General features: G+C 66.3%; 14 protein-coding genes and 1 tRNA gene. 13 read left to right on the top strand and 2 right to left on the bottom strand.

Going from position 1 to position 13,619, the window contains the following annotated elements:
- The first annotated feature begins 72 nt into the window (after positions 1-72).
- Positions 73-951, top strand: a complete 879-nt coding sequence (rsmI, locus tag WD184_00935; GenBank protein ID MEX0825314.1) for a 16S rRNA (cytidine(1402)-2'-O)-methyltransferase — start codon at positions 73-75, stop codon at positions 949-951.
- 4 nt (positions 952-955) lie between these two features.
- Here rsmI and WD184_00930 read toward each other — a convergent pair whose 3' ends face one another.
- A complete protein-coding gene (locus WD184_00930) occupies positions 956-1,216 on the bottom strand; it encodes an AbrB/MazE/SpoVT family DNA-binding domain-containing protein (protein ID MEX0825313.1) in 261 nt (86 codons plus the stop codon).
- 131 nt (positions 1,217-1,347) lie between these two features.
- Here WD184_00930 and metG point away from each other — a divergent pair, with 131 nt between their 5' ends.
- The 9 genes from metG to WD184_00885 all read left to right on the top strand — a co-directional run bounded on the left by metG (position 1,348) and on the right by WD184_00885 (position 10,119).
- Entirely contained in the window at positions 1,348-2,856 is a 1,509-nt protein-coding gene (gene metG / locus WD184_00925) for a methionine--tRNA ligase (GenBank protein ID MEX0825312.1), read from the top strand.
- A gap of 3 nt (positions 2,857-2,859) precedes the next feature.
- Complete coding sequence (locus WD184_00920; protein MEX0825311.1) at positions 2,860-3,609, top strand: TatD family hydrolase; 750 nt, start codon at positions 2,860-2,862, stop codon at positions 3,607-3,609.
- Entirely contained in the window at positions 3,602-4,405 is an 804-nt protein-coding gene (rsmA, locus tag WD184_00915) for a 16S rRNA (adenine(1518)-N(6)/adenine(1519)-N(6))-dimethyltransferase RsmA (protein MEX0825310.1), read from the top strand. The genes WD184_00920 and rsmA overlap by 8 nt, the downstream gene beginning before the upstream one ends.
- On the top strand, positions 4,402-5,283 hold the full coding sequence (gene ispE, locus WD184_00910) for a 4-(cytidine 5'-diphospho)-2-C-methyl-D-erythritol kinase (protein MEX0825309.1): 882 nt from the start codon (positions 4,402-4,404) through the stop codon (positions 5,281-5,283). The genes rsmA and ispE overlap by 4 nt, the downstream gene beginning before the upstream one ends.
- Positions 5,284-5,683: 400 nt before the next feature.
- Positions 5,684-5,755: transfer RNA gene (locus WD184_00905), tRNA-Gln, on the top strand.
- Positions 5,756-5,779: 24 nt separating this feature from the next.
- Entirely contained in the window at positions 5,780-7,156 is a 1,377-nt protein-coding gene (glmU, locus tag WD184_00900; protein MEX0825308.1) for a bifunctional UDP-N-acetylglucosamine diphosphorylase/glucosamine-1-phosphate N-acetyltransferase GlmU, read from the top strand.
- An 8-nt stretch (positions 7,157-7,164) separates the two neighbouring features.
- Positions 7,165-8,136, top strand: coding sequence for a ribose-phosphate diphosphokinase (locus WD184_00895; GenBank protein MEX0825307.1), 972 nt, complete (start codon positions 7,165-7,167; stop codon positions 8,134-8,136).
- 191 nt (positions 8,137-8,327) lie between these two features.
- Complete coding sequence (locus tag WD184_00890) at positions 8,328-9,623, top strand: hypothetical protein (GenBank protein ID MEX0825306.1); 1,296 nt, start codon at positions 8,328-8,330, stop codon at positions 9,621-9,623.
- Between the two features lie 85 nt (positions 9,624-9,708).
- Positions 9,709-10,119, top strand: a complete 411-nt coding sequence (locus tag WD184_00885) for a secondary thiamine-phosphate synthase enzyme YjbQ (protein ID MEX0825305.1) — start codon at positions 9,709-9,711, stop codon at positions 10,117-10,119.
- Positions 10,120-10,235: 116 nt separating this feature from the next.
- Here the strand turns inward: WD184_00885 and WD184_00880 are convergent, their stop codons facing one another.
- A complete protein-coding gene (locus tag WD184_00880) occupies positions 10,236-10,388 on the bottom strand; it encodes a hypothetical protein (GenBank protein ID MEX0825304.1) in 153 nt (50 codons plus the stop codon).
- Between the two features lie 311 nt (positions 10,389-10,699).
- On the opposite strand from WD184_00880, the gene WD184_00875 reads away from it, so the two are divergent.
- The 3 genes from WD184_00875 to glpK all read left to right on the top strand — a co-directional run bounded on the left by WD184_00875 (position 10,700) and on the right by glpK (position 13,560).
- Positions 10,700-11,371 (top strand): 50S ribosomal protein L25, encoded by a 672-nt coding sequence (locus tag WD184_00875; protein MEX0825303.1) that lies wholly within the window; start codon positions 10,700-10,702, stop codon positions 11,369-11,371.
- A gap of 44 nt (positions 11,372-11,415) precedes the next feature.
- The gene (gene pth, locus WD184_00870; GenBank protein ID MEX0825302.1) at positions 11,416-12,024 is read left to right on the top strand and encodes an aminoacyl-tRNA hydrolase; all 609 of its coding nucleotides are present in this window, start codon (positions 11,416-11,418) and stop codon (positions 12,022-12,024) included.
- 78 nt (positions 12,025-12,102) lie between these two features.
- A complete protein-coding gene (gene glpK / locus WD184_00865) occupies positions 12,103-13,560 on the top strand; it encodes a glycerol kinase GlpK (protein MEX0825301.1) in 1,458 nt (485 codons plus the stop codon).
- The last annotated feature ends 59 nt before the right edge of the window (positions 13,561-13,619 follow it).

The following is a 13,619-nucleotide window of genomic DNA, read 5'->3' as shown; positions in this document are numbered from 1 at the left end:
ATTCTTGACTCTTGATTCTTGATTCTTGGCTGGCGGCTGCTGGCTGTTGGCTCTTCTCGGTACCCTCACCCCATGCCCGGCACCCTCATCCTCTGCGCGGGCCCGATCGGGAATCTCGCCGATGCTCCTCCCCGGTTGGCGCAGGCGCTCGCCTCGGCAACGATCGTCTACGCCGAAGACACCCGGCGGGCTCGCACGCTGCTCGACCATCTCGGGGTGAAGGTGCCGACCCGCTCCTATTTCGTCGGCAACGAGGCGGAGCGTGCAGCGGAGATCGCCTTGCGACTGATCAACGGAGAGACGGTCGCTCTGCTGAGCGATGCCGGGACCCCCGGCATCGCCGACCCGGGATTGTCTGCGGTCCGGGCGGCAATCGAGGTGGGCGCCAAGGTGACCGGCATCCCTGGCCCCAGCGCGGTGACCCTGGCGCTGGCCCTCTCTGGACTCCCCGCCGATCGGTTCGTATTCGAGGGCTTCCTGCCGCGACGCGGCAAGGAGCGTTCCGAGCGCATTGCCGACATCGCCCGAGAGGAGCGGACCGTCGTGTTGTTCGCGTCGCCGGGGCGGCTCGCCGACGATCTGCGGGACCTGGCGGCCGCGCACGGTTCGGTCCGGGCGTGCGCGGTGTGCCGGGAGATGACCAAGCTGTACGAAGAGGTCTGGCGGGGCACCCTGGCCGACGGTGCCCGGTATTGGGGTGAGCGCGACGTGAAGGGCGAGGTCACTGTTGTGCTGGGGCCGTCAGCCCCGCCGCCGGCCGACATTGCCGGGGCGGTGTCGGCCGCAGAGGCGCTCGTGGCCGGTGGGTTGAGCCCGAGTCGCGCGGTGAGACGGGTGGCGGAGGAGCACGGCGTGTCCCGTCGTGAGCTCTACGAGCGGATCATCGGCCCGGAATCTGGTCGCAGGCCGCGCAGCCGTGAAGATCCGCGCGGGCCGGCGGCGACTCCCTGACGCGTTAGCGCTTACGCCCGATCCGTTGGACGACGTACTCGCCCTGATCGAGCTCGACCGCCGAACCGCCGATGTTGACCCGGGCGGCCTCGGACATGGTGAATTGGTGAACCAGGGTGGGGATCCGGGGGCGGATCTCGATGTGATCGCCTGCGAGCACGATCTCCAGCTGATCCCCTTCTTGCACGCCGAGGCTTCGGCGCATCTCGGCCGGAATGACGACCCGCCCAAGGTCATCGATCTTCCGCACGATGCCAGTGTTCATTCGACCTCCAAGACGCTGCAGGGTTTGCCGACGCTTGTCCAGAGAGTCGGCTTTTCGCCGCCGGACATTAGCCGATAACCGCCTTCCCTATCGGTTCGTGGACATACCCACCACTACCCTGATCGAACCCCATGATCTACCTCACCACCCCCATCTACTACCCAAACGATCGGCCCCACATCGGTACGGCCTACACCACGCTGGTCACCGACGCCGTCGCCAGGTACTGGCGTCTGGTCGGGGAGGAGGTGTATTCGGTCACCGGTACCGATGAGCACGGTCTGAAGATCGCCCGGGAAGCGGAGTCCCGGGGGATGACGCCCCAGGCGTGGGTCGACGAGATCGTCGAGCGCTTCGGGGAGGCGTGGGAGCTGCTCGATATGAGCTTCGACGACTTCATCCGCACCACCGAGGACCGCCACAAGGCCACGGTCCAGTCGATCTTCCGGCGTTGGCATGACGCCGGTGACACCTACCTCGGCAGCTATGAGGGCCTCTACTGCGTTCGGTGCGAGGCGTACTACACCGAGGGTGACCTCATCGACGGCAATTGCCCGTGGCATGGCCAGCCCGTCGAGATCCACGCCGAGGAGAACTGGTTCTTCCGGCTGTCCAAGTACGCCCAGCCGTTGCTCGATCACATTGCCGCCAACCCCGACTTCATCGTCCCCGAGACCCGGCGCAACGAGGTGGTGGGGTTCATCGACCAAGGCCTCGACGACGTGTCGATCAGCCGCGCCTCGCTCCAGTGGGGTATCCCCTTGCCGTGGGATGAGAGCCACGTGTCGTATGTCTGGTTCGACGCCCTCATCAACTACGTGACGGCCGCGGGGTACTCCGATGATCCAGAACGATTCGCCCGCCAGTGGCCGGCGTGGGCACACCTGATTGGCAAGGACATCGTTCGCTTCCATGCGGTCTACTGGCCGGCGATGCTGATGTCGGCCGGCCTGCCGCTACCGCGGCAGGTGGCGGTGCACGGCCACCTGCTGGTCGGCGGCGCCAAGCTCTCCAAGTCGAACGCCACCCAGATCCTCCCCGCAGAGTTGGTCGAGACCTTCGGCGTCGATGGCTATCGGCACCACTTCCTGCGAGACGTCTCGTTCGGGCCCGATAGCAACTTCTCGTGGGAGGGCATGGTCGAGCGGTACAACGCCGACCTGGCCAACGACCTCGGCAACCTTGCCAGCCGAGTGCTCAACCTGGTGGAGAAGTTTCGGGGCGGGAAGGTCGTTGCCCGGGCGGATCACAGCCGGCCCGAGGAGCGGGCGCTGGTGGGGGCCGCTGGTGATGCCCTGGCGTCGCTGCGCTGGTACGAGGAGATCAAGACCAAGCAGGCGCTCGATGGAGTGTGGGGCCTGTTCGGGGCGGCGAATGTGTTCGTTGAGGCGACGGCGCCGTGGCACATCGATGATGCCGACCGCCTCGACGAGGTGCTCAATGCGGGTCTCGAGGCGCTGCGGGTGGGGGCGGTGCTGATCTCGCCTTCGATGCCGGGTGCCGCCCGGCGTCTCTGGGCGAAGCTCGGGCTCCCCGGGCAACCGGATGACGGGCCTCTGGCGACGACCGGGGTGTTCGGAGTGTTTCCCGAGTCGATGGTGTCGAAGGGTGAGCCGCTCTTTCCTCGCATCGAGGTCTGACGGATGTGGGTCGATACCCACTGCCACCTGCAGTTGAGCACCGCCGATCCCGCCACCCTGCTGGATCGAGCGGCTGCTGTCGGGGTCACCTGGGTGGTGTCTCCCGGAACCGATGCCATCACCTCGGCTGAGTCGCGCGATCTGGCGGCGGCGTTCCCCGGCGTGGTCGTCTCGACGGCCGGGCTGCACCCTCATGATGCCGGCGCCTGGGACGCCGACGGGGATGCCATCACCGCGCTCGCCGCCGGAGCGGCAGCCATCGGCGAATGCGGACTCGACTACTACCGCAATCTCTCGCCGCCCGATCAGCAGCGGGCGGTCTTCCGCCATCAGGTGCGGATGGCGGGGGAGCTCGACAAGCCGATCATCGTCCATTGCCGCGACGCGTTCGGCGATGTCTACGACATCCTCGACGAGGCCAGTGCGGGGCCGCGGGCCGTTCTCCATTGCTGGACCGGGGGACCGCGGTGGACCCGCCGTTTCGACGACCTCGGAGTCACCTTCTCATTCGCCGGACCGATCACCTTTGACACGGGACAGACGATTCGCCTCGCGGCCGCCGTGGCTCCACCCGGCCGGACGATGGTCGAAACCGACACGCCATATCTCACGCCGCCCCCGGACCGGGGCGCGCCCAACGAGCCCGCCAACGTGGTGCGCGTCGGTGAAGCGCTGGCCGCAGTGTGGGCGGTTCCGGTGGAGGAGGTCGCCCGGATGACGACCGCCACCGCCACCCGGGTCTTTCGTGGCTGATCCATTGGGCCGGGCGGCTACCCGGGCACTTCTCGCACGGCACGGGGTGAGGCTCCGCCCGTCGCTCGGCCAGCATTTCCTGACCGAGCCGAACACCGTTCGGCGCATCGTCGAGATCGCCGGAGTCGGGCCGGAGAGCCAGGTGGTCGAGATCGGCGCGGGAGCCGGGACGTTGACCCGGGCTCTCGCCGACACCGGAGCAACGGTGATCGCGTATGAGATCGACGAGGCGCTGCGCCCGGTGCTCGCTGAAGTCGTGGGTGAGGGCGCCGAAATCCGGTTCGAGGACGCCGCCGATGTCGACTTCGATACTGCGCTGCCCCCAGGTGAATGGAGCCTGGTGGCGAACCTTCCCTACAACGTGGGTACCCCGATCGTTCTCGGATTGCTTCGCTCGGTGCCGCGGGTGGTGCACTTCGTGGTGATGCTGCAACGGGAGGCGGTGGAGCGACTGGCAGCGCCACCAGGCTCGAAGACCTATGGTCTGCCGTCGGTGATCGTCGCCCTCAATGGCTCGGTCCGCATCGCGCTGCGGGTGGCTCCTCACCTGTTCGTGCCGGCGCCCAAGGTCGAGTCGGCCGTGGCGGTCATCGATCGGACACCAGCTGATCCGGCCGCCGAGCGAGCGATCGAGATCGCGGCGGGCGCATTCGGTCAGCGGCGCAAGATGGTCCGCACCTCCCTACGGGGCGTCATTGCCGACCCCGATGCGGCGCTGGCGGCGGCGGGCCTCGATCCCACCGCGCGGGCCGAGGATCTGGCGCCGACCGACTACCTGCGATTGGCGCACGCGTGACCGAGATCACCGCCTTCGCCAAGGTCAACCTGTCGTTGCAGGTTCGTCCCGTCGACCGATCCGGATTGCACGAATTGCGGTCGCTTGCCCAGTCGATCGACCTGTCCGATGTGGTCGAGGTGTCTCGCGGCGACGAAGACGAATTCGAGGTGGACTCCGACGAGGACGTTCCCGCCGATGAGAACAACCTGGCGTGGCGGGCGGTGGAGGCGGTCCGGCTGTCGACCCGGTTTCCTTTGCGGGTGAGGCTGACCAAGCGGATCCCCGTCGCCTCCGGTTTCGGGGGTGGCAGCGCCGACGCCGCCGCCGCGTTGGTCGCGGCCGGCGGAATGCTGGATGCGACCCGGGAGGCGGTGACAGCCCTCGGCCCCTCCCTGGGAAGCGACGTCCCCTTCTGTCTCACCGGCGGCCGCATGTGGATCGAGGGTTACGGAGAGGTGCTGGGGGAGGTGCCCATGTCCACCGATTTCGCCCTGGCGATCGCGGTCCCACCGTTCGAGCTGTCGACCGCCGCGGTCTACCGACGGTGGGATCGGCTGGATGGTCCCGAGGGCCTGGAGGTGGCGGGACGCGATCTCCCACCCTCGTTGCGGGAGTACGGCCCGCTCGTCAACGACCTGACCCCCGCCGCCATGAACCTCCGCCCCGAGCTCGCCGACTGGATCTCCGACCTTGGTCGGGTGTGGGGCCGTCCGGTGGCCATGTCGGGAAGCGGGCCTTCGCTGTTCGCGTTCTTCCACGATCGGGAGGAGGCGACCCACGCCGCGTCCGAGGTGCGTGGTGCCCGGGCAACACTGGCAGCCGTACCGGTGGACCGAGGCTGGAACGGCAACCCAGGCGGAGGACTCCCGCCACCGCCTTGGAGCGCGGTCGCCTGAAGGTCGATGGACCTTTGGGCTGTGGCTGTGGCTGTGGCTGTGGCTGTGGCTATCGGCGAGAGGCCGTTGGCTTACACTCCTCTTTCTCCCTATTGGGGGGTGGTGTGACCGGCAGCACCATGGTCTTGGCGGTCTCCAAGGGTTCGAGTCACCCCGGCGGTAAACTCTCGGCGATCCCATAGGACGCGTTCTGGTGGGGGGTGGTGTAACCGGCAGCACCCATGGGCTTGGCGGTCCCCAAGGGTTCGAGTCACCCCGGCGGTACACTCCCGCGGCCCAAGGGGGGAATTCCCTTTTTGGGGGGTGGTGTAACCGGCAGCACCCATGGGCTTGGCGGTCCCCAAGAGTTGAGTTCACCCCCAGCGGTAAACTCCCGGCGATCCCATACGACGCGTTCTGGTGGGGGGTGGTGTAACCGGCAGCACGTGGGGTTTTGGTCCCCAAGGAATGGGTTCGAGCCCTGTCCCCCCAGCCCACTTTCGGAGGTGATGTCGGCATGGCGGTGCGGGCGATGATCCTCGCGGCGGGGAAGGGCACCCGGATGCGGTCTGACATGCCCAAGGTGCTCCACCTGGTCGCCGGCCGTCCGATCATCTCATGGGTGATCGACGCGGTCACCCGAGCCGGAGCCGAGGACATCACCGTCGTCGTCGGCCACGGGGCGGAGGCAGTGGTTGCGGTCCTTCCCGACGGCGTCAGGTCGGTTGTCCAAGAGCAGCAGTTGGGTACGGGCCACGCCGCTCAGGTGGCGTTCGGAGCCATGGGCGATACCAACGAGGACACCGTCCTGGTTGTCCCCGGCGACAGCCCCCTGGTGACCGCCGAATCGCTGCGCACCCTGCTCGAGGCTCACGGGCCAGGTTCTCCTTGCACGATGGTTACCACCCGGATGCCAGACCCCACCGGGTACGGGCGGGTGCTGCGCAAGGATGGGGCAGTGGTGGCGATCGTCGAGGAGCGCGACGCCGACCCGGCGACGGCCCGGATCGACGAGGTGGCGGTGTCGACCTACGTATTTGGCGGTCGTCTCCTGGGAGAGTCGCTCGGCCGGCTGGACGCCGGAAACCGCCAGAATGAGTATTACCTGACCGATGTGGTGGGCATGCTCGCCGCGGTCGGCCCGGTGGAGACCGTGGAGGTGGATCACGAGGAGACGCTCGGGGTGAACTCGCACGACCAGCTGGCCAATGTCGACGCGGTGATGCGCCGTCGCATCAACGCGGAGTGGATGCGGCAGGGGGTGTGGATGCAGGACCCGGATCGGGTCTACATCGACGAGTCAGTGACCCTGCAGCCCGGGGCGCGGATCTATCCCGGCGTCCACCTCGAGGGGGCGACCTCGATCGGAGCCGACTCGCAGATCGGCCCTGATGCCTACTTGCTTGACACCACGGTCGGCCGGGGGGCGCGGGTGTGGTACTCGGTGCTTCGAGGCGCCCAGGTGGGCGACGACGTCGATGTGGGCCCCTACGCGACTCTGCGGCCCGGCACCATCCTTCACACCGGCTCGAAGGCGGGTTCGTTCGTCGAGATCAAGGCGTCGGAGATCGGCGCCGGCAGCAAGGTGCCCCACCTCTCCTACATCGGCGATGCGACGATCGGTGAGAACTCCAACATCGGCGCCGGGACCGTGACCTGCAACTTCGACGGCTTTCGCAAGCACCGGACGGTTATCGGCAGCCGGGTGTTCGTCGGATCCGACACGATGCTGGTGGCTCCGATCGAGTTGGGGGACGACTCGATCACCGGTGCCGGCTCGGTGATCACCAAGGATGTCGCCCCCGGTGCGCTCGCGGTTGAGCGTTCTGCCCAGAAGGAGATCGCTGGCTACTCTGAACGAAGGGCGCGGACAGCCGAATCGGAGGGCGAGTGAAAGGTCTCATGGAGACCAAGAACCGGAAGCGCTTGATGCTCTTCACGGGTTCGGCGAACCCCGGGCTGGCGGAGGAAGTCGCGGCCCTTCTGGATATCGAGGTCGGTTTGGTCGATCTGAAGACCTTCGCCGACGGCGAGATCTCGGTCCGCTACCAGCAGAGCGTTCGTGGCGCCGATTGTTTCGTGCTCCAGAGCCACAGCAACCCGATCAACTTCCATGTCATGGAGCAGTTGATCATGATCGACGCACTGCAGCGGGCGTCGGCCAAGCGGATCACCGCGGTGGTGCCCTACTTCGGCTACTCCCGGCAGGACAAGAAGAGCATGCCGCGCGAGCCGATCTCGGCGCGTCTCATGGCCGACCTCTTCGTGACGGCCGGTGCCGACCGCCTGGTGTCGGTCGATCTGCACTCGCCACAGATTCAGGGCTTCACCACCAAGCCTTTCGACTCGCTCACGGCGCTGCCGATCTTCCGCGAGTACCTCAAGACGAACGGCGAGAAGCCGCTCACCATCGTCTCCCCCGACAGCGGCCGGGTGAAGCAGGCATCGCGTTACGCCCGCCACCTCGACGCAGAAGTGGCGTTCGTGCACAAGCGGCGTCGGGTCGACGTCGCCGACGAGGTGAGTGCCCTCCAGGTGGTGGGCGAGGTGGAGGGTCGACATTGTGTGATCGTCGACGACATGATCGGCACCGCCAGCACCATCGTCCTCGCCGCCGAGCTTCTCGCCGATCGAGGTGCCTTGTCGGTGAGGGCGTTGTCGACTCATGCGATCCTGCCTCCACCCGCCGCCGACCGAATCAAGAACTCTCCCCTCAAGGAGGTTGTGGTTACCAACACCCTCCCGGTCCCCGAGGACGCCGCCGGGCTCCCGAACCTGACCATCCTCTCGATCGCCCCCCTGCTCGCCGACACCCTCAAGGCGATCTTCATGGACACCTCGGTGAGCCAGATATTCATGGGGGAGAATGTGTGACCTCGACGGTCACACATTCTCTCGCCCCAGCCACGGCTCCGGCCACAGCCAGAAATCCAGCCCCGGCTCCGGCTCCGGCCACAGCCAGAATCCTGTTCCGACCCCGCTGCGGTTCCGGCCCGAATCACCTTGTGCCGTTCTGACTGGGGCAGGGGCTGTTGCTGGGGCCTCGACGGCGTAGTCTTCGTCCCATGACTAATAGTGACCTTGACCGCATAATCGAGTCCGCGGCGCGGGCTGGGTTGGAACTGGACGCCGCCGAAGCCGATCGCTGGATGAAGGCGATGGAGGTGGGCAGCGGCCAGAGCGAGATCACACTCGACCACCGCACCGGTGTCTTTGGCCATCGGATGGTCATGCTCGACTTCAGCCCTGACGACCTGGCCTTCTTCCGCTCGGTCGGTGCGCTGGTCGAGATCCCGGACGAGGACGATGTCGAGACGGCGCTCGCCCTCTCCGGTTCAGCCGCCCAGTCCAAGATCCAGGCATATCCCGGTGACTGCGACTACTTCGAGCGGGTGAACATCAAGGCCGCCACTCGCGTCGACGCCTGCCGCCGGACCGCCGAAGTGCTTCGCAAGAAGGTGATCGACAAGATGGAGGGGGACACCTACCGCTTCATCGAGGCCAAGTTCGGCCAATACCCGGTCGATGTGATCCGTGGCGGGTCCCAACTGCGGGCGGGCAGCCCCATTGCTTGGTCGGGCGACGAGATCGCAGCGGGCGAGTTCGTCGTCGAGGATTCCGACGGCAAGGAAGTGACGATCCGCTGGGCCGAGGTGGCGGAGAACCCCGGATGGTGCAAGCTCGATTGGGTTGTCGCCGATCCGGTGCGCAAGCAACTCGCCAACGCCTCCAACATGCTCGACGTGACCTGGGAGGCGCCCGACGGGTCGATCACGCCCCTCGACGGATACCTCGACCCCTACTTCCAGGAGGTTTACCTGAACGCCGAGGAGGTGCCGCTGTTCAGCAAGCTGGCCCAGCACGTCTCGGCCGACGCCCTCGACGAGTACGTTGATTCCCTGGAGAAGGAAGTGCGGAAGTACCTCGCCCGCGACCATCCCAATATCGGCAAGGCCGCCAAGCGCATGTACAACGTGTTTCGAATGAGCGGGCACTATCTGGAAGCGGCCTTTCTCCGGGAGATATTCGACGAGCCCACCACGGCCCTCTATCAGGTCTACGCCGTGGTGCGGACGATTGAGGAGGCGTCCGGGCCGGACTCCACCGTCGACCACAGAGCCGTCCTCGACCAGGTGGACCGCACGATCGTCGATGTGGTCCGGTCACTCGAAGGGGTAGAGGAGGAGGCGATCGTCGCTCAACTCCTGGCGGTGCGCGACGGTGTGCGCGACGGCGGGGTCGATTCGGCAGCGGCCGAACAGGCGCGCGATGCCCTGCTCAACATCGTCAACAACTTCTTCTACGAGAAGATGACGGCCATGCCCGAGGTGCGCGACTACATGGAGTCGATGTCCGACTGAAGACATACGGAAATGGGTCGCAGGACCCATGATGTATCGGCTTGGACCAAGCCGATACATCATCCCGAGGCGAGCCCACTTCCGTATGTCTTTGGACTCTGTGACCATCGAGGTCACCACCGGAGCGGAGGCTGCGGCGGTCGACATCACTTCCGAGGCAGCCCGGTTCGTGTCGGGTCGCGCCGACGGCCTGCTCTCGGTCTTCGTGCCCCATGCCACCGCCGGAGTGGCCATCTTCGAAACGGGAGCCGGCAGTGATCGCGACCTGGTCACTCACCTCGAGACGCTCTTCCCCCGGGACGGCCGTTGGGAGCATCGCCACGGTTCCCCTGGTCACGGTGCAGACCACGTGCTGCCGGCGTTCATCGCCCCGTCCATCACGGTCCCGGTGCTCGACGGCACTCTCCAACTCGGAACGTGGCAGTCGATCGTCCTGGTAGACCCCAACGGTGACAACCCGCAGAGAACGGTCCGCCTCTCGTTCCTCCCGGCCTAGAAACGACTCAGCCCGCAGTCGTGAAGACTGCGGGCTGAGTCTCTCAAGTATTGCGTCTGCTCGGTCCTGCCAATTGCCAATTGCCGATTGCCGGGCCGAGCGAAGCGAGGCCCTTCCTACTTGTCGATCAACACCAGAACGCCGGTGACGACCGCGAGGATCCCGATGATGTCTCCGCTGCTGTCCAACTCGAGCCAACCCATCGTGAACACGCCGAAGAGGATCAGCCAGATCCCCAGGGCCAGATACCAGAACTTGCCGAACTTCACGTTGGCCTCCCCTTTGATCGGTTGTACCGCCGGACACAAGGCTAACGGGTGGCGCCTCCCGATGTCGGGTAATTGGGGGTGGATGGTGGATCGCCGGCCAGGGGTCGGTGGATCGCCCGCGGGGCCGTACCGCGGCACTCGATCCGCTAAGTCTGGCGTTTTCGGTTTCGCCTCGACCCGGAGAGATCCCAACGGGGAACTCGCGCCCTGATTTGCGTGGCAATGCGGTGTAGCGGCACTCGTACTTTGCCAAACCGCTCCCCGGTGAGCGATAATGCCGGTCCGCACAGTTCTTCTGAGGAGTCGTTCCCATGGATCAGGTAAGCCTTCGCGCCGAGCCGCGCACCGTCGCCGGCACTCGGCCCAGCAAGCGCCTCCGCGGCGCGGGCAAGGTTCCTGCCATTCTCTACGGCCGGGGCCTCGACCCGCAGGCCCTGGTGGTGGACCGCCGTGAGCTCTACGCCGTCCTCCACACCGAGGCGGGCTCCAACGCGTTGATCAACCTCGAGGTCGAGGGGACCAAGAAGCCCTTCCTGACCGTCGCCCGCGAGATTCAACGGCACCCGGTCCGGGGCGAGGTCGCCCATCTCGACTTCATCAGCATCTCGCTCGACGTCAAGATCCATGCCGAGGTCGGCATCGAGTTCCACGGCGTGCCCGGGCCGGTGCGGACCGAGGGCGCCCTGGTGGAAACGATCAGGAACTCGGTGATGGTCGAGGCTCTGCCGCTCGACATTCCGGCGCACATCCAACTCGACATCTCCGCGATGGAGGTGGGCGACACCCTCAAGGTCTCGGACCTCGGAGCGATCGCCGGCGTCGAATATCTCGACGATGAAGACGCGTCGATCGTCACTGTGATCATCCCCCGCATCGTCGAAGAAGAGGTCAAGGAGCCGGTGGAGGGCGAGGCTGTCGAGGGTGAGGAAGGGCTCGCCGGTGAAGCAGCCGGGGATGAAGCAGAGGGCGACGACGAGGGCTGACGCCCCGCCGGACCTTCCCACCGTTCAACTGATACCTTCACCTCATGCGCCGTCGCAACCCCGGGGATAGCCCCGTTCTCATCGTGGGTCTCCGCAATCCGGGAGTCAACTATGAAGGCACCCGCCACAACGTCGGCGGGGAGGTCGTCGAGACCCTGGCCGGCGGTGAGACCTTCAAGCGCGCTCCACGGCGGATCCTTGCCGAAGTGGCGACTATGGATTTCGCCGGTCGAAGCGCGGTAGTGGCCATGCCGATCACCTTCATGAACGAGTCGGGCGGTCCCGTGTCCGGCCTCGTCAAGTACTACAAGACCGCCCCCGACGATCTCGTGCTGGTCCACGATGACATCGACCTTCCCTTCGGGAAGCTCAGATTCCAGGGGAGTCGTGGGTCCGGGGGGCACAACGGGGTTTCTTCCGTGATGCGGTCCCTCGGCAGCCGCGAGGTGTGGCGGCTCAAGGTCGGTGTCGGCAGGCCCCCGGGGCGGATGGATCCCGCCGACTTCGTGCTGCGCGCCTTCACCAAGGCGGAGCGTCCCGACATCGATCTTGTGGTGCCGGCCGCGGCGGAAGTGCTGCGCACGTTCCTCACCGCCGGTGCGGACGCCGCCCGCCAGGAAGCAGGCGAAGCGACCCAGCGCCTCGGGCTATGAGTCCCCAGTCCCCAGTCCCCAGTCGCCAGCCAGAATCGGCGTCGATCCTCCGCCTTGCTGGTGACTGGTGACTGGAGACTGGTGACTTATATCGGCGCGATCGATCAGGGGACCACCAGCACCCGGTTTGCGGTGGTGGACGGGGCCGGGCGGATCGTGGCCCTGGATCAGCAGGAGCACCTGCAGCACTATCCGCGACCCGGATGGGTGGAGCACGATGCGGTGGAGATCTGGGAACGCACCCAGCAGGTGATCGCCGGCGGGCTCTCCAAGGCGGGGATCGCCGCGGCCGATCTAGCGGCAGTTGGGATCGCCAACCAGCGCGAGACCACCGTGCTGTGGGACTCGTCGACGGGGGCGCCGCTGGCGCCGGCGATCGTGTGGCAGGACACCCGAACCGACGACCTGGCCCGCCGCCTTGGGGGGGACGCCGGACCTGATCGATTCCGTGCTGAAACCGGTTTGCCGCTGGCCACCTACTTTTCGGGGCCGAAGATGCGGTGGTTGCTGGATGAGACCCCCGGTCTGCCGAATTCTGCCCGGTTCGGGACCATCGACTCCTGGCTCATCTGGAATCTCACCGGACGGCATGTCACCGATCCAACCAACGCCTCCCGCACCATGCTGATGCGCCTCGACACTCCGGGGTGGGATCCTCAGTTGTGCGAGGCGTTTGGGGTTCCCGTGGCGATGCTCCCCGCGATCGAACCCAGCGTGGCGGTCTACGGCACGGGGCGCGGCGTGCTCGAAGGCGTTCCTATCGCCGGGAATCTGGGCGACCAACAGGCGGCGCTGTTCGGACAGATCTGCTTCGAACCCGGCCGGGCCAAGAACACCTACGGCACCGGTTGCTTCCTACTGGCCAATACCGGGGAACAGCCGGTGCATAGTTCGCACGGGTTGCTCACCACCGTCGCCTTCCAGGTGGAAGGGGCCAAGCCCCGGTACGCATTGGAGGGCTCGGTCGCCATCGCCGGTGCCGTCGTGCAGTGGCTGCGGGACAACCTCGGGTTCGTCGAATCGTCGACGAAGATCGAGGACCTGGCACGCTCTGTCGACGACAACGGCGGCGTCTACTTCGTCCCTGCATTCAGCGGACTATTCGCCCCCTGGTGGGATGCGACCGCCCGCGGCACCATCACCGGCCTCACCCGTTACTCCAATGCCGGGCACATCGCCCGTGCCGCCCTCGAGGCGACTGCATTCCAAGCGGCTGATGTCATCGCAGCCATGGAAGCCGACTCGGGCTTCGAGATCTCGACCCTGTTCGTGGACGGAGGCATGGTGGTCAACGACCTGCTCATGCAGTTCCAGGCCGACATCCTGGGACGCCCGGTGGTGCGTCCCACCATCTCCGAGACCACCGTTCTGGGCGCGGCCTACGCCGCCGGATTGGCCGTGGGTTTCTTCGACGGATTCGAGCAGCTGACCCAGTTGTGGGCCGAGGATCGGCGCTGGGAGCCCGCGATGGGTGACGAAGAACGGGCCCGGCTGGTAGGGGAGTGGCACCACGCGGTGCGGCAGACGCTTGCCTAGAAGTGAGTCAAGAGTCAAGAGTCAAGAGTCAAGAGTCAAGAGTCAAGAGTCAAGAGTCA

Source organism: Acidimicrobiia bacterium (assembly GCA_040878325.1).
Taxonomy (GTDB): domain Bacteria; phylum Actinomycetota; class Acidimicrobiia; order Spongiisociales; family UBA11373; genus JAUYIV01.
This window is presented reverse-complemented; position numbering and strand designations above follow the sequence as displayed.

Excerpts from the sequence above, each read along its gene's own strand:
- rsmI (MEX0825314.1), top strand. The coding sequence starts at position 73 with ATGCCCGGCACCCTCATCCTCTGCGCGGGCCCGATCGGGAATCTCGCC.
- WD184_00885 (MEX0825305.1), top strand. The coding sequence starts at position 9,709 with ATGTCTTTGGACTCTGTGACCATCGAGGTCACCACCGGAGCGGAGGCT.
- WD184_00890 (MEX0825306.1), top strand. The coding sequence starts at position 8,328 with ATGACTAATAGTGACCTTGACCGCATAATCGAGTCCGCGGCGCGGGCT.
- glmU (MEX0825308.1), top strand. The coding sequence starts at position 5,780 with ATGGCGGTGCGGGCGATGATCCTCGCGGCGGGGAAGGGCACCCGGATG.
- WD184_00875 (MEX0825303.1), top strand. The coding sequence starts at position 10,700 with ATGGATCAGGTAAGCCTTCGCGCCGAGCCGCGCACCGTCGCCGGCACT.
- pth (MEX0825302.1), top strand. The coding sequence starts at position 11,416 with ATGCGCCGTCGCAACCCCGGGGATAGCCCCGTTCTCATCGTGGGTCTC.
- WD184_00930 (MEX0825313.1), bottom strand. The coding sequence starts at position 1,216 with ATGAACACTGGCATCGTGCGGAAGATCGATGACCTTGGGCGGGTCGTC.
- WD184_00895 (MEX0825307.1), top strand. The coding sequence starts at position 7,165 with ATGGAGACCAAGAACCGGAAGCGCTTGATGCTCTTCACGGGTTCGGCG.
- metG (MEX0825312.1), top strand. The coding sequence starts at position 1,348 with ATGATCTACCTCACCACCCCCATCTACTACCCAAACGATCGGCCCCAC.
- WD184_00920 (MEX0825311.1), top strand. The coding sequence starts at position 2,860 with ATGTGGGTCGATACCCACTGCCACCTGCAGTTGAGCACCGCCGATCCC.